The sequence below is a fragment of the Paenibacillus sp. NPDC057934 genome (genome assembly GCF_042887565.1).
Lineage (GTDB): Bacteria > Bacillota > Bacilli > Paenibacillales > Paenibacillaceae > Paenibacillus_AQ.
Genome location: NZ_JBHVPB010000009.1, coordinates 153903 through 176944 on the forward strand (window position 1 = coordinate 153903; position 23042 = coordinate 176944).

The following is a 23042-nucleotide window of genomic DNA, read 5'->3' on the forward strand; positions in this document are numbered from 1 at the left end:
GGGTGCGAAACGATTTCATAAGATTTTGAAGCAGGAGTGGTGTAGATGATCGTCCTGAAAGATATCGGGAGATTCGAAGAATTGCCAGAAAGGGCGATGCAGATTTACAAAGGAAATCTTCCGGATTTACACGCTGCAATCTCATCAGATTGGGATATTGAAGAGGGTATCGTACTTAGCAAGCATATCACCGTTAGTCCGTTGGATCTGGCGCTTATATCGCAGCAAACGGAGGTTGTGAAGCTGCTGGTAGAGCATGGCGTCAATCTGAATGTCCATCATAATCCAGCCTTTTTGCGAGCTGTTCGCTATGGTAAGGAGGATATCGTTCGTTATATTGTTGCGCAGGGAGCCAAGATGGACAAGCTCAATCACACAGGATCGGGTGCATATTCACAGGCCTACTATGGCAACAAAAAGAACATTCCGCTTATTCATGAGCTAGGATTAGATATCAAGCTGCATGGCGGTATTGTATTGCGTCAAGCGGTATCGGATCATGACTATAAGACACTCAGGTATTTACTACATCAGGGAGTGGAGGTCAATTATAATAAACTGGATATGGTCTATCCTTATGAAGCAACTCCGTTAACGGTGGCTGCACGTATGGGGTCTATGGCTATGGTCAAATTTCTGATCGAACACGGCGCAGACGTTACTTTGGCGGAAAAAGATGGCGAGCGGCCGTATACGATTGCGGTCAGCAATAAGTATACTGACTTGGCTGACTATCTGAAATCGCTGGAACCGACTGATTTTCATAATGTGGCGAACAAGAAGCTTGAGCTTAAAAAATATAAATTAACACATGAACTGGTCAGCTTTCTTACAGGAGACAAGCTACGCGTTGAGCTGGCGCCAAATGAATATGAAATCGAATATATCGACTTTTTCACATTGACCGATACGATCCAGATGAAAGTGGGTAGGCAAAAGCTGTTGCGTCTTTCCGCCGACATCGACAATTACTCTAGCTTGCAACTGCTTTGGAATCCAAAGAAAAAAGGTTTAGTAGGCTGTTATGATATGGAGCACCAGGTCTATGCTAATTTATGCAGCTTTACAGAGTTCCTTGAGCATCCTGAATTGCATCTCATAAAGTTTCTTGAGGGAGAGTTGTCCGATGACTAGTTCTGATAGAATCCGGAATGAAGTCAAAATTTTATTAAACAAAGGTCAATTGTGATTTGTTTCCAGTCAATTATGGTAAGATGGTAGGAGTAGTTACCATCTTATGTCGATTAATGGAGGCGCTTTCTAATGAACGATCAATTGCAGCAAGAGGGATACTTTGGAGAGTTTGGCGGCAGCTTTGTTCCGCCGGAATTGCAGGAAGTGCTAAGTTATCTGAGCGACCAATTCAACACTTATAAAGACGATCCGGATTTTAAGGAAGAGCTTCGTTATTATCTCCGTGAATATGTTGGCCGTGAGAATCCGCTGACGTATGCGGAGCGGCTGACCAAAGCCTGGGGTGGGCCGAAGATTTACTTAAAGCGTGAGGATCTGAATCATACAGGGGCACATAAGATCAACAATGCGATTGGCCAGATCCTGCTTGCTAAGCGCATGGGGGCCAAGCGGATTATCGCTGAGACCGGTGCAGGACAGCATGGTGTAGCTACAGCAACGGCCTGTGCTATGTTTAATATGGAATGCATCATCTACATGGGAGCCGAGGATACGCGGCGGCAAGCCCTTAATGTGTTTCGAATGGAACTGCTCGGCGCAACGGTTGTACCCGTACATAAAGGTCAAGGACGACTAAAGGACGCGGTAGATGAAGCGTTGGACGATCTGGTTCGGAATTATAAAAATACTTTTTATTTGCTAGGTTCTGCAGTAGGGCCGCATCCGTTCCCGACGATGGTCAAGCACTTTCAGGCCATTATTAGCGAGGAATCGAAACAGCAGATTATGGAAAAAGAAGGTCGTTTGCCAGATGCCGTAGTGGCATGTACAGGCGGTGGAAGCAATGCGATTGGTGCATTCGCTCACTATATCGACGAGCTGACTGTTCGCTTAATTGGTGTTGAGCCCGATCAAGCGCCGTCCTTAACCGAAGGCGTGCCGAGCATCATTCACGGCTTCAAGTGTTTAGTTCTGTTGGACGAGGAGGGCCAGCCAAGAAAGACCTATTCGATCGCTGCGGGACTTGACTATCCGGGCATCGGGCCGGAGCATAGCCACCTGAAGGTGACGGGCCGGGCAGAATATGCAACAGTCAGCAATGAGGAAGTGTTGAATGCCTTTCAGGAATTGTCTCGCACAGAGGGAATTATTCCTGCCTTGGAGAGCGCACATGCAATTGCATATGCGAAGAAGCTAGCGCAGACGATGAGTCATGATCAGATAATCATCGTCAATTTGTCTGGCCGAGGGGATAAGGATGTTGAACAAGTATTTCAATTACTCAAGTAAAAGAGCGGATATAAAGATGAAGGGGCGCCTAATCGGGTGTCCTTTGATTTTTTTATGTTATCCTACATTAAGCCCTTAGGTCGATTGTGAGGACCAATCTTTATTCGTTATACTCTAAGTTAGGTGTTAAAGCTGCAACTCATAGTTCTGATGAAGTACACATTATCTGTATCGGTAGAGAAGGGATAGAAATGACTAATAGAGAGGTAGAGAATGGGCTGCCAACTAGTTGGGAAATAGGGGAACTCGCCGCGAGTGGAGAGCGGATCATTTATCCTGGATTGACTGAGGAAGAGTTACATTCTACGATGATGTACAACCTTCATCTAGCTTCCAGCCGTTCCATCGGCAACGGATATGTATGGTATAATTTCAAGGATGTGCCGATCCTGCAGCCGTAGCGCCAATAAAATAAATATTTGAAAGGAGGTGATAACTATGAGTACCATTCATATGCTGACCGGTATTCCCGGCAGCGGAAAAACTACCTACGCCAAGCAGCTTTGCCGCAGTGAACGGGCAGTGCTAGTGGCTACAGATGACATCCGGGAGCGGTTGTTCGGTAGCGAATCCAAGCAGAAGAACAACTACCTGGTCTTTGATACGGCTTTTGCAGAGATTGAGCAGGTGTTGGCTGACGGCCGAAATGTTGTTTTTGACGCTACAAATATTGACCGGGGACGTAGACTGAAGTTCCTGAAAAGATTCAGCGAGATCCCTATAGAATGTCACGTCTGCGATGCTCCTTACGAACTAGCCCTTACGCGGAACAAGCTGCGAAAGCGTCGTCTGGACGAGGTAATCCTGCTTAAATACGCTAAAAACTTTGCGTTTCCGGTGCCAGGCGAAGGCTTCTCTGCCTTGCATATCGTACATGCTGAAGCTGATCCCGGGATCGTGCGTGAGGAATTGGAGCAGCTGCTAGCAGCTGAAGCAGGCCATGATGAGTTGTTCCGCTACCTGTCTACATCTCCTTATTTTGCAATTATGCTGGGATTTGATCAGGGAAACCCTTACCACTCCAAGACGTTGTCTGAGCATACCTATAGTGTGCTGGAATACATCAACCAATGTTATGAGGGTGAGCATTTGCTGGCGATGCAGCTGGCGGCGCTGTTGCATGATACAGGTAAACCGCTCTGCAAGGTCTGGAAGCAGACCCGGGAGTATTACTCTTACTTCGGTCATGAACATGTCTCCGCGATCATTGCCTGCAATCTGCTGAAAGCGCTGGGCTATGATGACGATTTTGTCCTGCATGTCGTCTACTTGGTCAGCTTCCATATGGAGATTCTGCATGGCGGCGACGCAGGAGCTTCGAACATTTATCATCTGCTAGGCGGCGAACTGCTGGCAGAGCTGTATTTTTTCGCTGAAGCCGATAGCTTTGGCAAGTAAAGAGGTGAAGAAACATGAAAGTGAAATATCCGAAGACGATGCACTTGCCCTGGTCGAGAGGGTATACTGATGATGACAAAATTTTGCGGAATACGGAGCATTTCAAGGGCCGGGAAGTGGTCATTACGGAGAAAATGGATGGAGAGAACACCACGATGTACAATCACTTCATTCATGCCCGGTCGCTGGACAGCAAGGATCATCCGTCAAGGCATTTTGTTAAGACGCTGCATGGCGGTATTAAGTACCTGATTCCCGAAGGCTATCGGTTATGCGGGGAAAATGTCTATGCCAAGCATTCGCTGTACTATTCAGCGCTACCGTCCTATTTTATGCTCTTTTCTGTGTGGGATCACAGTAACCAATGTTTGTCTTGGGAGGAAACTGATGCATGGGCGGAGCGTCTGGGACTGGTAACTGTCCCGGTGCTGTATAAAGGAATTTGGAATGAGGAAGTTGCAAAGGCTTGTTACACCAAGCAATCGGATTGCGGGGGAGAGCAAGAAGGGTATGTCGTGCGGCTGGCTGACGCTTTTTCGTATGAGGATTTTAAACACAGTGTCGCCAAATTCGTTCGTAAAAATCATGTCCAGACCGATGATCACTGGCTTAGCAAGCCAGTTGAGCCGAATCTGCTATCACCTAGATAGTCAGGCGTAACGGGGTAGTTATAATTTTTCATTTTAGAAAGAAGGGGATTGTTGATCATGTAATCAGTAACGTATAGTTCTACGATTTTAACTCTACTTACTATCTGTACATACATATATTCCACTTCGTTTGACTTCCATTCCCAACTGCACCTAATTTTGTCCACAACCAATTGAAGCACAATCATGAAGACAGCTCCAACGCATGCTTCGTCCGCTCAGAACGCCATTTTGCCAAGAACCGATTTCTTTTTGTTTGATAAAATGGAAAAGGAGCCTCCCACCGTCATGATGACTCTTTTGGGATAGCTCCATTACTTTCTTATTCCTTCAAAGCAGCTTGAATCGCCGCAGTCAGACCTTCGTAAGAGGAATCGGGGAGCAGTACACCATTCACCATGAATTTGGGTGTACCGTTAACTCCGTAGGCGCCGGCAATTTTGAAATCCTCTTTTACATCGAACATGTAGGTATGGTTCTTGACATCCTGCTCGAACTGACCATAATCAATGCCAGCGATGTTATCTTTGACAAACTTCAGGATGAACTTCTCGGTAGCCCAGATCTTGGTTTCATCGCCCTGATTGGCGTACAGCTTGTGGACGTATTCCCAGAACTTTTCGTTGCTCTGGCTATAGATAGCTTCACCCGCACTCGCGGCCAGATAGGAGTCTCTGTCAATAAAAGCAAAATTCATGAAGAAGAATTCCGCCTTACCCGTATCTACGTAGTCCTTGATGAAGGTGTCCAGATACTTTTCAGTCCACTTTTTGCAAGCAGGGCACTTGAAATCCGCAAATTCTATCACTTTGACTTTGGCCGTGCTGCTGCCCAGATGGGGCTGCTTCTCATACCTTAAACCGTCAACCACAATCTTGCCTTTAACCTCAGTGTAATTAGGCAAGCTGTCGAGCTCGGAGGTGCTGCTCTTGCCGGTGAAGAAGAAGGCAGCAACTGCAATCAGAACAACACCGACCACCGACAAGAGCATGGGTAGTAACTTGTTATTGCTATGTTTTGAATTTACTTGTTTATTCATTCTTGACTTCCTCCTGCACGCTTTGATCATTCATTGGAACAGTATAATCAAATCTGCTAAAGGAAGCCTATGGCATTTCTAACACTAGAAGAACGTCTTACCCAAGGCTTTGAATCTGCTGCGCAGCGGTCCGGATGACCGGAGGCACCTCGTAGATCGAAGAAATAGTCTTGACAGATTGCTGCATTTCGCGTTGAAGCTCTATCATGTTGTAGAGCCATTCGTTCTGTTGTTTGAGATAAATGCTGTTGATTCCAGCTGTTACTGCTGGCAGTACATCTGTACGTAGAGAGTTTCCGATCATCCAGGTCACTTTGCGATCAAAAGTACCGCTGGCTAGGATGTTCTCCAAGGCCTCGACATTTTTATGCTTGCGGATAAAGATACGGTCATCAAAATAAACGTCCAGCTTCATTTGTTCAATCTTACGCTGCTGTATGGTATCGTCTCCACCAGTGTAGAGGTAGAGATCATGACCTTCCTGTTTCAAGGTATCCAGGGTCTCAACCATGCCAGGATAAGCCTCTATCTCCTGATCATAAACACTCATTCCCAGTTTCATCAACTGCTTCTCCTCAAAGACATCGGTTTTCCGGCCGAATTTGGTACAGAAGAAATGATAGGTCCCAATCAGGGACTTAGGGAAGTTATCGCTGGCTAGACCGCTTGTGCTAACGGTTTCTACATCAATTTCAGCCTGTTTGCTCCGCATCTCGCTGGTAGGCAGTCCATAATCCTGGAACCATTCTGCCATCAGTTCGAAATATTGTCCCAGAATGAGATCGAAGTATTTGTTGCAGTGGACGAGGGTATCGTCCAAATCGAAGATGACTTGTTGAGTCATATATTTCACGCCACTCACTCCTTATTCTGTATCTGTCTGTCTCCATCTGTAGTCTCTATCCATTCTATTATAAACGTATATAGGATTCCAGGAACATCTGCAGTTCTGAGGCTCCGTCCGGGCGGATGCTAAAGCGTTCATTATGCTCACCGCGCAGATGAATGCGCAGTAGACCAGCTACCCGCAGGATCATCAGATGATGCATAAGCATCTCCCGCGACTGGTTCAGGTCGGATTGCATCTCCCAAAGCGTCTTCGGCTCATGAGCCACATACCGCAGCAATCTGAGCCTTGTGGGATTAGCTAAAGCTCGGGTCATGCGAAGCAGCACAGTAGGCGGCTCGTCCTCATCATCTAGAGGCACGTCGACCGGATATTGGATAATAACCATAGTGTTATAGAAGCAATAGGTGTTGATCGGACGATTGTGCACCGTAGGAAGCAGAACAATGGTTTGCAAATTCGGTAGATCTTCAATAACGACGCCGCCAGAAGCATATTCAATCAGGGCGATGGGGTCCATTTTGCTCTGGAGCATTTTTTTCTCGGAGGCGTCCTCGATAAGCAACGGCAGGATCTTGTGCTCCACATGGCGGAAATATTGACTGTACCACAGCCGCAGCAGAGGGGTGTAGCTGTTCTTAATACGCTGACATTCTTCCAGAGTAAAGCCCGTAATGAGCGGAGCCACGTGCTGGAAGCAATCTTCGAGCGAAGTGGATTCCAGCTCATCCAGGTAGCTTAGGACCTTCTCGGCGGGTCCAAGGCTGTAAGCCCAGGCATACAGGACATCGTAATCGCTGAATGGCCATTCAGCAGCCTTCATAATCTCCGCAGCCTGGTGCGATGGAAAGCGGCTTTCCACGTCCTTGACCCAGTCGGGGCCGATATCCAGATTGGAAATCCATTTTCGCGTAACATATAACATAAAGCTGTCAATCAGCTCGTAGACCGGTGAGACATCAATTTTCAATTCATAGTTCATGAAGCTTGCACCCCCAGGAAATCCGTCACTTCTATATATTATCTCTTGTTTTGAAGAGGCTTGTCCACTATAATGTTCGGTGTTTGCCTTTTGGGTGCAGTTCGGATAACGTTTATTTTTGTTTACTTTTATTTGTTTTGTAGGAGGCTTTCACCTGTGTCAGACCCGCATTCAATCGCTGTTCAGCGAAATAGCAACGTGAATTACCTGATTCTCATCATGGTTATTATTGCTGCCGGACTCAGCCAAGGACTGCTGCTTCCGGTTTTATCCATTCTTTTGGAGCAAAAAGGGGTCTCCTCGTCCCTGAACGGTTTGAACGCAGCAGCGCTGTATATCGGTTCGTTCGGCATGACGCTCATCGCCGAGCGGGTGCTGGGAGCCATCGGCTTTAAGAAGCTCATTGCCGCAGGACTCACGCTCGTACTAGTGAGCCTGTTGCTATTCCCGCTACTGCCGGGCATCAAGGCATGGTTCTTGCTTCGACTGCTGGTCGGCATCGGGGACTCGGCCATCAATTACGCTGCCCAGCTCTGGGTGCTGCTGATGACTCCGGCACAGAACCGTGGACGCAATCTTTCCATCTACGGCATGTCCTATGGCCTTGGCTTCAGTCTCGGTCCTGTGGGGATAAGTCTGTTGCGCTTCGGGCAAGCCACGCCCTTCCTAGTGTTAGCTGCGCTGTTCTTAATGGCTCTATTGCTGTCATTGATCAAGCTCCCGGACTCCCGCCCGGAAACCTCAGAGAGTAGGGAGGGGCAGGCGCGCCGATTTGGACGAAGTTACAGTCTAGCTTGGTATGCCTTGATTCCTGCTCTCCTATACGGTTATATGGAGGCTAGTCTGAACAGTAACTTCCCAATTTATGGCCTGCGGATTGGTTATAGTTCGGATCAGATTGCTGCACTGTTGCCTTTTGCCGGTATCGGGGGACTTGTGCTTCAGCTTCCGCTGGGGATGTGGAGTGACCGGTTCGGGCGCAAAAAAGTTCTTATGTTTGCCGGTATCGGCGGCGGCCTGGGCTTCGCTCTGCTGCCGCTGGCTGGGGATCATTTCATGCTTTCACTAGTGCTGCTTGCTTTTGCTGGCGGTTTTGTGGGCTCTTTCTTCTCGCTTGGCCTAGCCTATGCAGCAGATATTCTTCCGCGTAACTTGCTGCCAGCGGCCAATGTTGTGTCATCTTTTCACTTTAGTGCAGGTAGTATTCTCGGCCCAGCTTTGGGCGGGCTGCTGCTGGAACTCGGCTCTGGCAGCGGTGTATTCGGGCTTATGGGGCTGCTCTTCATCTTATTTGGACTGATGGGAGTATTGTTCTCGCCACGCCAGCAAATTTGAAGTATGATAAGAACTGGTGTTCGCATGGAATTTAATCTCGCTTTCCAATACACTATAGTATAGAGATGAGGACAGGAGAGCTGAACTATGATCACAGTTGAACATTTAGCCAAAGCAGTCGGGGAGACCAAGCTTCCGGTGCTGCATGACATCGGTTTTCAGTTGGAAGAAGGGGAATTTGTTGCGGTGCTCGGGGGGAGCGGTAGCGGCAAATCTACACTGCTGCGCTGTTTGGCGCTACGGGAAAAATGGGATCGGGGAAATTTCCGCGTAGATGGAAAAGATATATTGAAGAGCGGTTTCTCCGGCAAACGGAAAATCCGCCGCGAATGGGCCTATCTTGAACAGAATGCTGAGCTGAATCCCAATCGGACCGCACTGAAGAATGTGCTGATCGGCCAATCCGCCCAAACCCCATTGTGGCGTATGGTAACAGGAATGGTCCGCTCAGATGATTATATGGGAGCCATGGACGAATTGGAGGCTCTGGGTCTGCTAGACAAAGCGAAGCTTAAGGCAAGCCAGTTAAGTGGTGGTGAGCGGCAGCGTGTGGCCATTGCCCGCGCTCTGGTGCATGGCGCCAAGGTCATCTTGGTGGATGAGCCCGTAACAGGTCTCGATCCGAAGTCCGCAGAGCGGGTCATGGAGAACCTCCGCAAGCTGTGCAAGGAAAGTGGCCTGACGGTCATCGCTGTTCTGCCTATAGAGCTAGCAGAGCGTTACGCCTCACGTCTGTGGGTTTTGAAGGACGGCCTTATCAAGCATAACGTTAACGGCCGTCGCTTGACCTCGCAGGAGCGTCTCAGCCTTTAATCAAGGAAAAGAGTGATGATGTTGAATAGAAGAATCATAAGTCGGCTGGCCACTGCGTCACTGGCGATGTCGTTGCTAACGGGGTGTACGTTCATCAGCGACCCGGTATCCCAGATGAAAACGCCGCGGTTGTCGGCGGACAAGGCAACATTGATGACTGCGATTACATCGATGATACCTTCGGGTTCTTCGCTGATCCGGCCAAAGAATGACGATGACAGTTCGATCCGTACGGAGGATTTGAACAAGGACGGGATCATGGAGACGATCGTTTTCTATGAGACACCAGGAGAGGCTGTGCAGATTCATGGCATGCTTCTGGAAAAGCAGGGAGATGCCTGGGTCAAGAAGCTGGTCTTTGATGGTGATGGTACAGTGCTTGAATCCCTTGATCTGAAGGATGTTACGAACGACGGGAAACTGGATATTATTGCCGGGTACTCCCGTGGTGAAGACAAAGGAATGGTAGTCTATAGTTATTCTAACGGTACGCTGGAAGAGGTGCTGCAGGTTCCTTATACCAAATATATTATAGATGACTTGAATCGCGATGGTATCCAGGACATTACCGTGGTTTCTTTCAAGCGCAATGAATATGCGACCATTACGACTTATCAATACGCCGATGGCGGCTTCAAGGTGCTGGATAAACTGGATAACATCGATCCGTATTTTAATAATTATTACAATATTGTCGCAGGAAAAGTAGCGGAGAACAAAGAAGGTATCGTACTGGACGCAGCTGTGGAGTCCAGTTCCGCCTACACCTCTGTGGTGGTCATGGAGAACAACAAGCTGCGGGTAGTTGTGCCTGGGGATGATCGGACCCTGAAAGACCGAAAAATTGTTAGCGAGGATATCGATGGCGATGGTATTATTGAAATCGGTTTGCTGGAGAAGCCCAAAGGCTGGGAGTATTTTGATCCCAACACGGTACCCTACTTCAATTCCTACTATAAATGGGATGGCAAGGACGGCCTGACGTTTGCCTTGCAGCAGTATCGTGATCCCGCCGACCGTTTCTATATCAATTTTCCGCCGGAATGGCATGGCAACGTCACGGTGGATACGAAGTCTGTTCTGGATAAATACTTGAAGTTTATTCTGGCGGATACCGGTGAGACGGTTGCCGAAGTATCGTTCTTCTCACCACATGAATGGGAGCAATTGAAGAACAGCAACTGGGAACTCTGGGGTCGCGACGGAAATACATTCATTGGCTACCGAGGGAAGCTGGATCAGAAGACCAACGGGGGAAACAACAACAAAATCACTACCCCGATCGAAAGGAAGGGAATAGATGAGTAAAGTGCTCATACTGGAGGACGAAGAGTCTATCCGCAGTTTTATTGTCATCAATCTGAAACGTAACGGGTTCGAGGTACTGGAGGCGGCGGATGGCAACGAAGCGCTGCACAAGCTGACTACGATTCCTGATATTGATATTGCGCTCCTGGATGTTATGGTTCCCGGTATTGATGGATTTGAAGTGTGTCGCCGTGTACGCGAGAGCAACGAGCGGCTGGGTATTATTTTCCTCACAGCCAAAGTTCAAGAGCAGGATAAGGTCTACGCGTTGTCGGTAGGCGCTGACGATCATGTTAGCAAGCCGTTCAGTCCTACAGAGCTGATTGCCCGTATTCAGTCGCTGTTACGCCGGGTTAACGTTCACCGGGAGCCATCGGCCAAAGTCTCGTTCCAATCCGGACATTTTACGCTGGATCTGATCTCCAAGCAGTTCAAGCGTAGTGGGGAGCTCATTGAATTGACCCCGACCGAATTCTCGCTGGTGCAGTTCTTCCTGGAAAAGGAAAATACACCGCTCAGCCGTGATCTGCTGCTGGATCATGTGTGGGGCAAGGAATATATGGGAGATCCCAAAATCGTGGACGTGAACATCCGCCGTCTGCGTCAAAAGATCGAGAATAATCCCTCTGAGCCGGAATATCTGCAAACGGTGTGGGGCCACGGCTACAAATGGAGAGGCCAAGGACAATGATAAAGAAGGGGATGCGCAGACAGATCGTACTGCATTACATTCTTGTAGTCTTCTTGGCGCTTCTCCTGGTAGAAGTGATTTTCCTGCTGGCTATTCGGACCTACTACTACGACAGCATTTATAGTAAGATTACCAATCAGCTTAGTACGGCAGAGACCTATTTTAACAAATACCAGGTTACGGGCATGGATTCCACGGTTCGCTTGCAGGATCTGCTGGACACCTTCTCGTTTAATAACACAGAGCTTGAGGTGCTGACTCGTAACGGTGATATCATCACCAGCTCTACAGGGTTCCAGCCAGACCGGACAATTACCACTAGCGATGTTCCAGAGGCGGCAGGTGGGAGTATAGGCCGCTGGGTTGGCAGACAGCCAGGAACCAACGAAAGTGTCATGGCGGTCTCCAAAATGCTGCAAATTCACGGTCGGGATGTCTACATTCTGAGATACCTCACTTCGGTTGAGTTTATTAATAGCGGGCTGTTGAATCTCACCCTGCTCTCCGTAGGGATCGGCGCAGCTGTACTGACCATTGTTGCGCTGTTCAGCTTCGGACTTGCCAACTCCATCGTTAAGCCGCTGAATAATATTACGGCTGTATCCGCCCAAATGGCGAAAGGCAAATTCAATACAAGAATCAAGGGCAACTATAGGTACGAAATTGCCGAGTTGGCCACCACGATCAATTATATGGCCCAAGAGATAGTACGCAGTAATCAGATCAAGGATGACTTTATCTCGTCCATCTCTCATGAGCTGCGCACACCACTCACCAGTATCAAAGGGTGGAGTGAGACTCTGGTGTCTGGAGGCTATGATCCGGAGGAAACGAAGCTTGGCATGGGGATCATCTCCAAGGAAAGTGATCGGCTGATTGGACTGGTGGAGGAGATTCTCGACTTCTCCAAGCTGCAGCAGAATGAAATGAAGCTGTCCATTGGCATCGTCGATATGAAGGTACTGCTGCAGGAGACCATTCTAAATGTCTGGGCGAAAGCGGAGAAGAAGAGAATCCATCTGGTTCTGGAATGCGATGACGCTGTATTTGTTAAGGGTGACGCCAATCGTCTGAAGCAAGTATTCCTGAACCTTGTAGATAATGCCGTTAAGTTCTCCCATGAGGATTCCAGTATTGTGCTGACTGTGCAGTCGCTATCTAATCAGGAAGTCGCCATCATTGTCCGGGACAGCGGAATCGGGATCAGCGAAGCCCATCTGGCTAAGGTCAAGGATCGTTTTTTTCAGGTGGATGCACTCAATGGTGGAACCGGACTGGGGCTTGCCATTACTCAACAGATCGTCGAGCTGCATAACGGCCGGATCGAAATGCATAGTGAGCTGGGCAAAGGGACACAGGTCACAGTCATTTTGCCGCTAGCTACAGAGCAAGCATTGGTCTAAAATAATTGGATCAAGTTTAGATAAACATCAGGATAGGGGAAATTGGACATGGCGATACCGTCTACAGGAGAGAATGGTGAGAACAAAGCCTCGCAAGATCCAATTCGTGTCGAACGTGTAGGTGTGGATAGGACGGAGGATATTCTACGGATGCTGAAGGCGGCCGCCCAATGGATGGTCGATAACGGAATCCGTCAATGGTCCCCGGATCAATTCACGGCCAAGGAGATCGCTGGATATTTTGACGAGAGGGAAGTGTACTTGGCGCTCGATGGGGAGACTCCTGTAGGGCTGTTCACCCTCCAATTCAGCGATCCTCAGTATTGGGGGAACAAGAATAATGACGCCTTTGCTTATCTGCACCGTCTTACGGTGGCTGGACCTTACCGGGGTAGCGGTCTCGGAGAGCAAATGATCATGTTCGCCGCTAAACAGGCGCTGAGGCTGGGCCATAAGGGACTTCGACTGGATACGGTCGCGCATAATGTCAAGTTGAACCGTTATTATCAGAGCCTGGGTTTCCGTTACCAGGGTACCAATGATGCGGGGGGCGGACGTCTCGTAAATCTGTATCAGTATAATGAGAACAGTGAAGATCCAGACGATATTCTGCTTCGCTATTTCTCAGTAGATGACTTTCCGCTGCTACAGAGCTGGAGTCTGTCACCGGATTTTCTGAAGCAATGGGCAGGATCTTCGCTGACTTATCCCCTGGACGACGAACAGTTGCTGAAATATATGGAGAATACCAATCATCCGGCACAATCGCCGCTCCTGATTTATAGTGCTGTGCACAGAGGCAGCGGTGAGGTCGTAGGACATGTCAGTCTAGGCCAAATCAACCGGGAGGACGGCCATGCTCGTATCTGCCGACTGGTGGTTGATCCACAGCTTAGAGGTCGGGGGATCGGGCCACGAATGCTGCAGGAGACGCTGCGGATTGGTTTTGCAGGACTTGGACTGCATCGCCTTGCGCTAAGCGTATTTGACTTTAATACCGGCGCTCGCAAGTCTTATGAAGCAACAGGCTTTGTCCATGAAGGGACACAGCGAGAAGCGGCTCTGATCGGCGGACGGTATGTAGATTGCCTTGAAATGAGCCTTCTAGACCGGGAATGGCAGGAGCTTACCCGTTAAACTTAGCGTATTCATGTTTCATATTAAGCTGCTTTTGGTGCGGAGTATCCGTACTAAAGGCAGCTTTTTAAGTATTGTTGGGGGGCACATCCCAAAGGCCGACGCTGTATTTAAAGTTTGAGTTTCGAATAGGTAGGCACTGAAAATATTGTGAAACGTTACACGAATATTTATCAAGAGGACTACACGCCCGTTTAACCGGAGGTTCAGATCTCAAAACACATCAAAAAACGCGCATCTCTTTAATGGAGGTAAGCGCGTTTTATAGTTGTTATGAGTAAAATCGTTATTTTGAGTCACCATTAATGTCCATTATAGCCTTAAACCAGACCCAGGACGTAAAGTGTTGTTCCGGTGAACGATGAACTTAGGAAGGAAACCCTTCTGCGGCCCGAAGCCGGCCGGTCTTCTCATAAACATCCTGCAGAAGACGAGAGGGCTGAGTCCGAATTACTGGCTTCGCAGCGACGATCTCATGCGGCCCGACGACAACAATGTTGTCGGTGCTACCTTTGATGATGGCTCCGTCCTTGATGACAGCACCTTCGCCGATAATCGCATTCTCAATGTGTACTCCGCGTCCGATGCGGGCACCAGGCATCACAACACTTTGTTTGATGACGGACATTTTACCGATCTCAACGCCTCCAAAGACGACAGAGCGCTGCAGGTTTCCTTCCTGTGTGCAGTAGTCATTCACCAGGCAGTCGGTTGCTGACATTTGGCTGCGTGGCTTATGAACGGATAACTTGGTACGGCGTGCTCGACTGTACATCGGCCACACTTCATTTTCAAGCTTCCAGCCATTATCTGCTGTCAAAAGATCCATGTGCGCTTCCCAGAGACTGTCTACAGTACCTACATCTCTCCAGTATCCCTGAAAGCGATAAGCGAACAGGTCATCATTGTATTCAAGCATACTCGGAATGACATCCTTGCCGAAGTCATGACTGGAATCAGTGTTGGCGGCATCACGTAGCAAATGCTCCTTCAGGTAGTCCCAGCGGAAGAGGTAAATGCCCATAGAAGCAAGATTGCTTTGCGGAACCTTGGGCTTCTCGGCGAATTCGGAAATCTTCAGCGCTTCGTTCACGTTCATCACTCCAAAGCGACTGGCTTCCTCCCAAGGCACCTCCATCACAGAGATGGTGGCTTTGGCATCTTTGTCCATGTGGTATTCCAGCATTTTCTGATAATCCATGTGGTAAATATGATCAGCGGAGAGAATCAGTACATTCTCCGGGTTCTGATTATCAATAAAATCAATGTTCTTATAAATGGCATCGGCTGTACCTGAATAAAGATCTCTTCCTTCAGACCCGGACGGGAGAAGAGTCACACCTTTGCCGTTCTCTGTATGGAGCCCCCAGGGCTCACCTTCACCGATATGACTGTGTAGTGATTCTGCTTCATATTGCGTAAGTACGCCTACAGTGTCAATATTGGAATTGACACAATTACTGAGGGGAAAGTCAATGATTCTATACTGTCCGCCGAAAGGGACTGCCGGTTTAGCCATGCTGGACGTCAAGGGGGCCAATCTTCGTCCTTCCCCACCGGCCAATAACATGGCGATACATTCTTTTTTGCTCATTTGTTATCCCTCCCAATTTTTTGTCAATGCTTGTAATATAAACTGTGGGTCCAGTCTTGAAACGACATAGGTGAAGTATATTGCTGTGAAACTGCAAAAATTACATGAATTATTTTCTTATCCATAAAAAATTTCTTTTCAAGTCAAATCATTTTCAAATGGAACTTTTTCGGGTAATGTTATAGGTGCATCCTATATAAAAAGGTGGTGATGAATTGGCTGAGACACCAAGGACAGAAACCCTCCCGTCAACGGATGATATTGATATTTATTTGTTTCATGAGGGCACGCACTATCACAGCTATAACATCCTGGGTGCGCACATTGCCGCTTGGGAAGGGACTTCCGGTGTGCGCTTTACCGTGTGGGCTCCTCATGCGACATATGTAGGTCTGGCTGGTGATCACAATGGCTGGGACGGAACGCAGGACATGGACACGTTATATAAGATACCCGATTCAGGATTTTGGAGTCGGTTTTTCCCGGGGATGAACCTGGGAATGTTATACAAATATAGAATTATTGCCGCTGATGGTACAAGCTTCCTCAAAGCCGACCCTTACGCTTTTAAGGCCGAGGTTCGCCCGGCAACGGCTTCGGTTGTGACCGATCTTCAGGGCTATCGCTGGGGAGATGCATCCTGGCGGCGCAAGAACAAGACTCCGTACAACAAACCCCTTAATATTTATGAAATGCATCTGGGCACATGGCGACAAAAGGAAGACGGACAATTCTATACGTATAAGGAACTTGTTGATCAATTGATTCCCTATTTGGTGGAAATGAGTTACACCCATGTGGAATTCATGCCACTGGCAGAGCATCCATATGATTTGTCCTGGGGCTACCAGGGGACAGGCTATTTTGCAGCAACGAGCCGATATGGTGAACCACATGAGCTAATGTACCTGATTGACCATCTCCATCAAGCAGACATCGGTGTAATTTTAGATTGGGTTCCCGCCCACTTTGCCAAGGATGCCCATGGTCTGAGACGTTTTGATGGTTCGCCACTGTATGAGTATGCCGACCCCTTGTTGGCTGAAAAGCCCGGCTGGGGCACACTTTCCTTTGATTTCAGTAAGCCTGAAATTTCTTCATTTCTAATTTCCAATGCACTGTTCTGGTTTGATCTGTACCACATAGACGGGATGCGGGTGGATGCAGTAACAAGCATGCTGCGTCTTGACTTCGAGAAACAGCACCACCAATATCGCTCCAATACCAACGGAGGGCTGGAGAACCTGGAAGCTATTTCCTTCCTACAGCACTTGAACAAAGCAATATTCCAGCATTATCCTCATGCCTTAATGATGGCCGAAGAATCCAGTGCCTGGCCCGGAGTGACTGCACCTGCTCATGAGGGAGGACTTGGCTTCAACTACAAATGGAACATGGGCTGGATGAATGACACCCTTGGATACATAGAACATGACTTCGGGGCCCGGCCCTACCATCATAATTTGCTTACCTTCCCGATCTGTTATGCGTATTCCGAGAACTACACTCTACCCCTATCGCATGATGAGGTCGTACACGGCAAGAAATCGTTGCTGGACAAGATGCCTGGATCTTATGAGCAGAAATTTGCTGGCCTCCGCCAACTGCTAGGTTATCAGATCACTCATCCTGGCAAAAAGCTATTATTCATGGGTGGTGAATTTGGACAATTCATCGAGTGGAAGGATCAGGAACAGCTCGACTGGCTGTTGCTTGATTATGAGCGTCATCGTCAGATGTTAGCTTACACTGCAGCTTTGAACAAGCTATACCGGAGTGAAAAAGCTCTGTGGGAACAGGACCACGCCATGGAGGGATACCAGTGGATCGATGCCGATGACAACGGCCAGAGCGTTGTATCTTACGTTCGCCGGGGTAAACGTTCAGTGGACACGCTCCTCATTATCATAAATTTTCAGCCGGTGGAACGCAGCACGTATCGCATTGGAGTGCCGCGTGCAGGAATCTACGAGGAAATATTCAGTTCGGAGTCCCCAGCTTATGGTGGTTCCGCTCTCCTTAATGCACCTTTGAAGAGCAGCAAGCTGAAATGGCACAATCAGACCAACAGCATTGAACTGATTCTTCCACCGTTGAGTTTTGTGGTGCTGAAGAAGGCAGCCCGTGTCAGCAAGAAGAACCAAACGCCTGAGTAATCGTGAACAAATACAGAAGCCGAAGGGGGAAATAAACATGAAGGTTTTATTTGCCGCAGCTGAAGGTCATCCGTTTATCAAAACGGGCGGTTTGGCCGATGTTATTGGTGCGCTACCCAAAGCACTGAAGGGTGCAGGCGTGGATGTCAGAGTCATTATGCCAAAGTATCGCGGAATTCCTGAAAAATTCACATCTCAGCTACAACCGGTTACCGTAGTCAACGTCCCAATCGGCTGGCGCAGCCAATATTGCGGCATTGAACGGCTTGTGTATGACGGGATCACGGTGTATTTTATCGACAACGAGTATTACTTCGGGCGGGATGCCATTTACGGGTATATGGACGATGGGGAGCGGTTTGCCTTCTTTAACCGGGCAGTGCTGGAATGCTTGCCGGCCATAGACTTTCAGCCGGATGTGCTGCATTGCCACGACTGGCATGCGGCGGTGATTCCACTATTGCTGCAGGGGCATTATCGCCATAACCCTTTTTACAGTGATATACGTACGGTGTTTACGATCCACAACCTGCTGTACCAGGGGGTGTTCCCCTATGAGGTGCTGGGCGAGCTACTTGGTCTTGACAGCAACTATTTCCTCGGCGTGGAGTACTACGGCAACGTGAATTATATGAAGGGTGGCCTTGTATATAGCGACCATATTACTACTGTGAGTCCGACCTATGCCGAAGAAATTCGAACACCTTATTATGGTTATGGGCTGGACGGGTTATTGAATGAGCGGGCAGGCAGTTTGAGCGGTATTGTGAACGGTATTGACACTAAAAGTTACAATCCAGCGTCGGACTCCCATATCTTTACCCGTTACCGTTCTAATCTGGCCAAGAAGGCCGAGAACAAGGTGGGATTACAGCAGGAGCTCGGTCTACCAGTGAATCCGCAAGTTCCGCTAGTTGCTATGGTTACGCGCCTCGTGGATTCCAAAGGCTTGGATCTTGTGACACGGGTGTTGGATGAGCTGCTTTATAATGATGAGTTTCAATTTGTCGTCCTGGGAACCGGGGATGAGTCTTATGAGCGTTGGTTCCGCGAAGCAGCTTGGAGATATCCTGATAAGGTGTCTTCACAGATTACGTTCAGCGAGAGTCTTTCTCGCAAAATATATGCTGCAAGCGATCTATTCCTTATGCCCTCAAAGTTCGAACCATGCGGCATCAGCCAACTACTTGCCCTCCGCTATGGCAGCATCCCGGTAGTGCGGGAGACGGGCGGACTGAACGATACCGTGCATTCCTATAACGAAGTGACAGGGGAGGGCAACGGGTTTACTTTCAAGGACTACAATGCCCATGATATGATGCACACCCTGCGCAGGGGGATTTCCACCTATAACCAACCTGAGCATTGGAAAAGAATCACGAAGAACGCCTTCGCGGGAGATTACAGCTGGAATGTATCTGCACAGCAGTACATTGACATCTATAAGAAGATTACAGGCTAGAATCCAGGATTCTCCCAGTAAAACATAAAGATTAAACTACAATAAACCGTTCCCTAAGAGTAATTGATCTTTGGGAGCGGTTTTTAATGTGGAAAATAACTTGATTTTAATATACATATGCGATATATTGCATACAAATATATAAGGGTAGGATGATTCTTACCTCACTAATTCTCCCTTTAGCAATTCGGATGTCTACGAAGTAGCAATTAAATGCGAAGTTTGGAAAAGCTATAGGGAACGGCTCCACGAGCTATATGAGTTGATCTAACAGAAAAGGGTGAGAACATGTCAACAAGTAAAGATCTGAGAATACGCAGCAAAGTCATCAGCGAGGGCGTTAATCGTGTGCCGAACCGGGCGATGCTCCGGGCGGTAGGCTTTACAGACGAGGATTTCAAGAAGCCGATGATCGGCATCGCCAGCACCTGGAGTGAGGTCACCCCGTGCAACATGCATATCGACCAACTAGCGGTCCAGGCTAAAAAAGGAGTGAAAGATAACGGCGGTGCGCCTCTCATCTTCAACACGATCACCGTTGCAGATGGAATCGCAATGGGTCATGAAGGCATGTCTTTTTCCTTGCCCAGCCGGGAAGCTATTGCCGACTCTATTGAGATTGTCATGGGCGCAGAACGCTTGGACGCACTCGTCGCTGTGGGCGGCTGTGATAAGAACACGCCGGCTTGTCTGATGGCGATTGGTCGACTGAATCTGCCAGCAGTCTACGTATACGGTGGAACGATTCAACCGGGTACGCTGGATGGCAAGAAAGTGGATATCGTTACGGCCTTCGAAGCGGTCGGACAGTATCATGACGGCCGAATGACCGAGAAGGAGCTGCACAAGATTGAATGCAGCGTCTGTCCAGGCCCGGGTGCCTGTGGCGGCATGTATACCGCCAATACGATGGCTTCCGCTGCCGAAGCGCTGGGCATGAGTCTGCCCGGATCTTCCTCGACGCCTGCGATTTCCCCGGATAAAGCAGAGGAATGCGCTAAGGCAGGAAAACAGGTGCTGACTCTACTGGAGAAAGAGATTTATCCGCGGGATATTATGACGAAAAAAGCCTTTGAGAATGCCATAACGCTAGTCATGGCACTCGGAGGTTCCACCAATGCATTCCTGCATCTGATTGCGATTGCCCATTCGGTAGGGGTTGATTTGACTTATGATGATTTTGAGCGCATACGCGTCAAAGTTCCACATATTGCGAATCTTAAACCGAGTGGTCAATACGTGATGCAGGATTTGAATGATATCGGTGGCGTGTCTGGCGTCATGAAGGTGCTGCTGGAAAGAGGACTGTTGCATGGGGATTGCCTGACGGTCACTGGTAAGACGCTGGCGGAGAATTTGGCTGAGGCTGATCCGCTTCCGGAAGATCAGGATATTATCCGCCCGTTCGACCAGCCGCTTAAGGCGGACGGACCGCTGGTTGTGCTGCGGGGTAACCTGGCGCCGGAAGGAGCGATCGCCAAGATGTCGGGGATGAAGAAGCTTCGCTTTACCGGTCCGGCGAAAGTGTATGACAGTGAAACTGAGGCCACGGATGCCATTCTGAACAATGAAATCCGCAAAGGCGATGTTGTCGTTATCCGTTATTGTGGTCCTAAGGGTGGTCCCGGCATGCCAGAAATGCTCTCGGTAACCGCGTTGATTGTCGGAAAAGGCTTCGGCGGTGATGTAGCGTTGATTACCGACGGCAGATTCTCCGGTGGTTCCCACGGCTTTGTCGTGGGCCATGTGGCCCCGGAAGCGCAGGTAGGCGGACCAATCGCACTGCTGCAGACTGCTGATCTGGTAACGATCGATAGTGAGATTCAGGAGATCTCATTCGAGGTTACACCGGACGAACTGGAGCGCAGAAGGGCGGCATGGAACAAGCCAGCGCTTAAAGTCACAAGAGGCGCGCTTGCCAAGTACGCGCGTCTGGTCTCTTCAGCAGCGAAAGGCGCTGTAACGGACCTGCCAGAAGAATAATGAAACAGGCTGTTCCTGCCATAAACGATGGCACAAGGAACAGCCTGTTTTTTTCAATCTAAATTACGAGTGAGTATCCGGTAGCCATAGGGCTCCAGGCGAATATTCATGATTCCGTTCTGTGGAACAACAGGTTCTCCTGTCAGTGCATCTTGCCAGTCATAGGTCTCCATAGGATGGCTCAGCGTGCGCTGTTCCGGCATGTTGTTCATCCAGATCGTGAAGTGCAGCTTGTCGTCGGCACGCTCATAGACGATGCAGGCATCGCTCTCAGTGGCATGTAGCAGGCGGAACCGTCCTTCGCGCAGCGCCTTATGCTCCTTGCGCAGGGCAATCATCATCCGATAGAAGTCATATAACTCCCGGTCTTGCTTGGCTGGGTCCCACTCCATACATTTTCGGCAGTCCGGGTCCTCATAACCGCTAAGGCCAATCTCATCTCCGTAATAAATACAGGGTGTGCCCATGAAGGTGAACAGGAAGACAACCGCAAGCTTCAGGCGACGTTTATCTTCACCCACACAGGTCAGCAAGCGCGGGGTATCATGACTGCCAAGAAGATTGAAGACCACCTCATTCGTCTGCTGCGGATAACGCATGAGCAGTCCGCCGATCCGATGTCCGAATGTCACGCCATTCATACCACCAGCGAAGAATTCCAGCACCGTTCCTGAGAAGGGGTAATTCATAACTGAATCAAATTGATCACCGAGCAGCCAGGTTAGTGAATCGCTCCACACCTCTCCGACAATATAGGCTTCCGGGTTGGCATTCTTTACGACTTTGCGGAAGTCCCGCCAGAAATGGTGGTCCACCTCATTGGCAACATCCAGTCGCCAGCCATCTACTTTGATCTCCTTGATCCAATATTCGGCAACTTCTAGCAGATAAGATCTGACCTCCGGATTGGCCGTGTTGAACTTGGGCATATTGCCAAAAAAACCGAAGGTGTCATAGGTAGGAATCCCATCGACAATCTCGGCCGGAAAAGAATTAATATGAAACCAGTGCCTGTACACAGAGTACTCGCCTTTTTGTAGTACATCCTGAAAGGGAGGGAACTGGTCACTGCAATGATTGAAGACTGCATCCAGCATGACGCGTATACCCCGTGCATGGCATTGTTGCACCACACGCTTTAGTAGGGCATTATCACCAAAATGGGGGTCGACTTTTTTATAATCCACAATGTCATATTTATGGTTGGAGGGGGAGAGGAAGAGTGGGGTGAAATAAATAGCGTTGATGCCGAGTTCCTGAAGGTCGTCCAGATGATCCAGCACCCCTTGAAGGTCTCCGCCGAAAAAATTGTCCAGCTTTGGCCTTCCGCCCCATTCCTCCGTACCCTCGGGACTGATCGCCGGATCTCCGTTTGCGAACCGCTCCGTCATGATTTGGTAGAAGATCGCATCTTTGGCCCACTCTGGAACCTTGAACACATCGATTGTGTGAATGTAAGAAAATTCATAATAATGACTCGGCGGGGTGGGGTATTCGTGACGAATAATGCCGTTATCAAGCAAATAAATCACTTCGGAGCCAGAACTGATTCGTATTGTATAACACAGCCGTTTGTATTTGGGTCTGACAGCTGCCTCCCAATAGTCGAACCTATCGTCGGAAGCGGCTTTGTCCATCCGGACTTCATAATAGGTATGTTTCCAGTCATATTTGTCGCCAGTCAGGGCCGTTACATGATCTACATCGTTCCGTTTGGTACGGACACGCAAATGAATGGTTTCAGTATCGTAAGCATAGGCCCACTTGTCACGGGGAACATGGTATAACGCCTCCAAAAGCATGACAGCACCTCCTTAATG

At 48.8% G+C, this 23042-nt stretch carries 19 protein-coding genes; 14 read left to right on the top strand and 5 right to left on the bottom strand.

Annotated features, from left to right (window positions below):
- The first annotated feature begins 45 nt into the window (after window positions 1-45).
- From ACFVRY_RS21105 to ACFVRY_RS21125, 5 genes are all read left to right on the top strand, one after another.
- On the top strand, window positions 46-1134 hold the full coding sequence (locus ACFVRY_RS21105; protein ID WP_387502269.1) for an ankyrin repeat domain-containing protein: 1089 nt from the start codon (window positions 46-48) through the stop codon (window positions 1132-1134).
- A gap of 129 nt (window positions 1135-1263) precedes the next feature.
- Entirely contained in the window at window positions 1264-2424 is a 1161-nt protein-coding gene (trpB, locus tag ACFVRY_RS21110; protein ID WP_387502270.1) for a tryptophan synthase subunit beta, read from the top strand.
- Window positions 2425-2615: 191 nt separating this feature from the next.
- Window positions 2616-2825, top strand: coding sequence for a hypothetical protein (locus tag ACFVRY_RS21115; protein ID WP_387502272.1), 210 nt, complete (start codon window positions 2616-2618; stop codon window positions 2823-2825).
- A 37-nt stretch (window positions 2826-2862) separates the two neighbouring features.
- On the top strand, window positions 2863-3822 hold the full coding sequence (locus tag ACFVRY_RS21120) for an AAA family ATPase (RefSeq protein ID WP_387502273.1): 960 nt from the start codon (window positions 2863-2865) through the stop codon (window positions 3820-3822).
- Window positions 3823-3836: 14 nt separating this feature from the next.
- Window positions 3837-4472 (top strand): RNA ligase family protein, encoded by a 636-nt coding sequence (locus ACFVRY_RS21125; RefSeq protein ID WP_387502274.1) that lies wholly within the window; start codon window positions 3837-3839, stop codon window positions 4470-4472.
- 322 nt (window positions 4473-4794) lie between these two features.
- Here the strand turns inward: ACFVRY_RS21125 and ACFVRY_RS21130 are convergent, their stop codons facing one another.
- The 3 genes from ACFVRY_RS21130 to ACFVRY_RS21140 form a co-directional block, all read right to left on the bottom strand.
- Window positions 4795-5511, bottom strand: a complete 717-nt coding sequence (locus ACFVRY_RS21130; protein WP_387502275.1) for a DsbA family protein — start codon at window positions 5509-5511, stop codon at window positions 4795-4797.
- 97 nt (window positions 5512-5608) lie between these two features.
- Entirely contained in the window at window positions 5609-6364 is a 756-nt protein-coding gene (locus ACFVRY_RS21135; protein WP_387502276.1) for an HAD family hydrolase, read from the bottom strand.
- 58 nt (window positions 6365-6422) lie between these two features.
- Entirely contained in the window at window positions 6423-7340 is a 918-nt protein-coding gene (locus ACFVRY_RS21140) for an ArsR/SmtB family transcription factor (protein ID WP_387502277.1), read from the bottom strand.
- A gap of 219 nt (window positions 7341-7559) precedes the next feature.
- Here ACFVRY_RS21140 and ACFVRY_RS21145 point away from each other — a divergent pair, with 219 nt between their 5' ends.
- The 6 genes from ACFVRY_RS21145 (at window position 7560) to ACFVRY_RS21170 (ending at window position 14027) form a co-directional block, all read left to right on the top strand.
- The gene (locus ACFVRY_RS21145) at window positions 7560-8675 is read left to right on the top strand and encodes an MFS transporter (RefSeq protein ID WP_483875155.1); all 1116 of its coding nucleotides are present in this window, start codon (window positions 7560-7562) and stop codon (window positions 8673-8675) included.
- An 87-nt stretch (window positions 8676-8762) separates the two neighbouring features.
- Entirely contained in the window at window positions 8763-9488 is a 726-nt protein-coding gene (locus ACFVRY_RS21150; RefSeq protein WP_387502281.1) for a phosphonate ABC transporter ATP-binding protein, read from the top strand.
- A 15-nt stretch (window positions 9489-9503) separates the two neighbouring features.
- Window positions 9504-10796 (top strand): hypothetical protein, encoded by a 1293-nt coding sequence (locus ACFVRY_RS21155; protein ID WP_387502283.1) that lies wholly within the window; start codon window positions 9504-9506, stop codon window positions 10794-10796.
- Complete coding sequence (locus tag ACFVRY_RS21160) at window positions 10789-11487, top strand: response regulator transcription factor (RefSeq protein WP_066361525.1); 699 nt, start codon at window positions 10789-10791, stop codon at window positions 11485-11487. The genes ACFVRY_RS21155 and ACFVRY_RS21160 overlap by 8 nt, the downstream gene beginning before the upstream one ends.
- A complete protein-coding gene (locus tag ACFVRY_RS21165; RefSeq protein ID WP_387502284.1) occupies window positions 11484-12890 on the top strand; it encodes a sensor histidine kinase in 1407 nt (468 codons plus the stop codon). Before ACFVRY_RS21160 ends, ACFVRY_RS21165 begins: the two co-directional genes overlap by 4 nt.
- Before the next feature lie 48 nt (window positions 12891-12938).
- Window positions 12939-14027 (top strand): GNAT family N-acetyltransferase, encoded by a 1089-nt coding sequence (locus tag ACFVRY_RS21170; RefSeq protein WP_387502285.1) that lies wholly within the window; start codon window positions 12939-12941, stop codon window positions 14025-14027.
- A 367-nt stretch (window positions 14028-14394) separates the two neighbouring features.
- Here ACFVRY_RS21170 and ACFVRY_RS21175 read toward each other — a convergent pair whose 3' ends face one another.
- On the bottom strand, window positions 14395-15621 hold the full coding sequence (locus ACFVRY_RS21175; RefSeq protein WP_387502286.1) for a glucose-1-phosphate adenylyltransferase: 1227 nt from the start codon (window positions 15619-15621) through the stop codon (window positions 14395-14397).
- A gap of 215 nt (window positions 15622-15836) precedes the next feature.
- Between ACFVRY_RS21175 and glgB the strand changes: the two genes are divergently transcribed.
- From glgB to ilvD, 3 genes are all read left to right on the top strand, one after another.
- Window positions 15837-17777 carry a 1,4-alpha-glucan branching protein GlgB gene (glgB, locus tag ACFVRY_RS21180; protein ID WP_387502287.1) on the top strand — a complete coding sequence of 647 codons (1941 nt, stop codon included), beginning with the start codon at window positions 15837-15839 and terminating at the stop codon, window positions 17775-17777.
- Between the two features lie 37 nt (window positions 17778-17814).
- Window positions 17815-19239 (top strand): glycogen synthase GlgA, encoded by a 1425-nt coding sequence (gene glgA, locus ACFVRY_RS21185; protein ID WP_387502288.1) that lies wholly within the window; start codon window positions 17815-17817, stop codon window positions 19237-19239.
- Window positions 19240-19527: 288 nt separating this feature from the next.
- Window positions 19528-21222: a dihydroxy-acid dehydratase gene (gene ilvD / locus ACFVRY_RS21190; RefSeq protein ID WP_387502289.1), complete on the top strand. Its 1695-nt coding sequence runs from the start codon at window positions 19528-19530 to the stop codon at window positions 21220-21222.
- 53 nt (window positions 21223-21275) lie between these two features.
- Here the strand turns inward: ilvD and ACFVRY_RS21195 are convergent, their stop codons facing one another.
- The gene (locus tag ACFVRY_RS21195) at window positions 21276-23024 is read right to left on the bottom strand and encodes an alpha-glycosidase (protein WP_387502290.1); all 1749 of its coding nucleotides are present in this window, start codon (window positions 23022-23024) and stop codon (window positions 21276-21278) included.
- Between the last annotated feature and the right edge of the window lie 18 nt (window positions 23025-23042).

Excerpts from the sequence above, each read along its gene's own strand:
- ACFVRY_RS21170 (WP_387502285.1), top strand. The coding sequence starts at position 12,939 with ATGGCGATACCGTCTACAGGAGAGAATGGTGAGAACAAAGCCTCGCAA.
- trpB (WP_387502270.1), top strand. The coding sequence starts at position 1,264 with ATGAACGATCAATTGCAGCAAGAGGGATACTTTGGAGAGTTTGGCGGC.
- glgA (WP_387502288.1), top strand. The coding sequence starts at position 17,815 with ATGAAGGTTTTATTTGCCGCAGCTGAAGGTCATCCGTTTATCAAAACG.
- ACFVRY_RS21160 (WP_066361525.1), top strand. The coding sequence starts at position 10,789 with ATGAGTAAAGTGCTCATACTGGAGGACGAAGAGTCTATCCGCAGTTTT.
- ACFVRY_RS21155 (WP_387502283.1), top strand. The coding sequence starts at position 9,504 with ATGATGTTGAATAGAAGAATCATAAGTCGGCTGGCCACTGCGTCACTG.
- ACFVRY_RS21125 (WP_387502274.1), top strand. The coding sequence starts at position 3,837 with ATGAAAGTGAAATATCCGAAGACGATGCACTTGCCCTGGTCGAGAGGG.
- ilvD (WP_387502289.1), top strand. The coding sequence starts at position 19,528 with ATGTCAACAAGTAAAGATCTGAGAATACGCAGCAAAGTCATCAGCGAG.
- ACFVRY_RS21130 (WP_387502275.1), bottom strand. The coding sequence starts at position 5,511 with ATGAATAAACAAGTAAATTCAAAACATAGCAATAACAAGTTACTACCC.
- ACFVRY_RS21150 (WP_387502281.1), top strand. The coding sequence starts at position 8,763 with ATGATCACAGTTGAACATTTAGCCAAAGCAGTCGGGGAGACCAAGCTT.
- ACFVRY_RS21105 (WP_387502269.1), top strand. The coding sequence starts at position 46 with ATGATCGTCCTGAAAGATATCGGGAGATTCGAAGAATTGCCAGAAAGG.
- ACFVRY_RS21175 (WP_387502286.1), bottom strand. The coding sequence starts at position 15,621 with ATGAGCAAAAAAGAATGTATCGCCATGTTATTGGCCGGTGGGGAAGGA.
- ACFVRY_RS21195 (WP_387502290.1), bottom strand. The coding sequence starts at position 23,024 with ATGCTTTTGGAGGCGTTATACCATGTTCCCCGTGACAAGTGGGCCTAT.
- ACFVRY_RS21145 (WP_483875155.1), top strand. The coding sequence starts at position 7,560 with ATGGTTATTATTGCTGCCGGACTCAGCCAAGGACTGCTGCTTCCGGTT.
- ACFVRY_RS21140 (WP_387502277.1), bottom strand. The coding sequence starts at position 7,340 with ATGAACTATGAATTGAAAATTGATGTCTCACCGGTCTACGAGCTGATT.
- ACFVRY_RS21115 (WP_387502272.1), top strand. The coding sequence starts at position 2,616 with ATGACTAATAGAGAGGTAGAGAATGGGCTGCCAACTAGTTGGGAAATA.
- ACFVRY_RS21120 (WP_387502273.1), top strand. The coding sequence starts at position 2,863 with ATGAGTACCATTCATATGCTGACCGGTATTCCCGGCAGCGGAAAAACT.
- ACFVRY_RS21165 (WP_387502284.1), top strand. The coding sequence starts at position 11,484 with ATGATAAAGAAGGGGATGCGCAGACAGATCGTACTGCATTACATTCTT.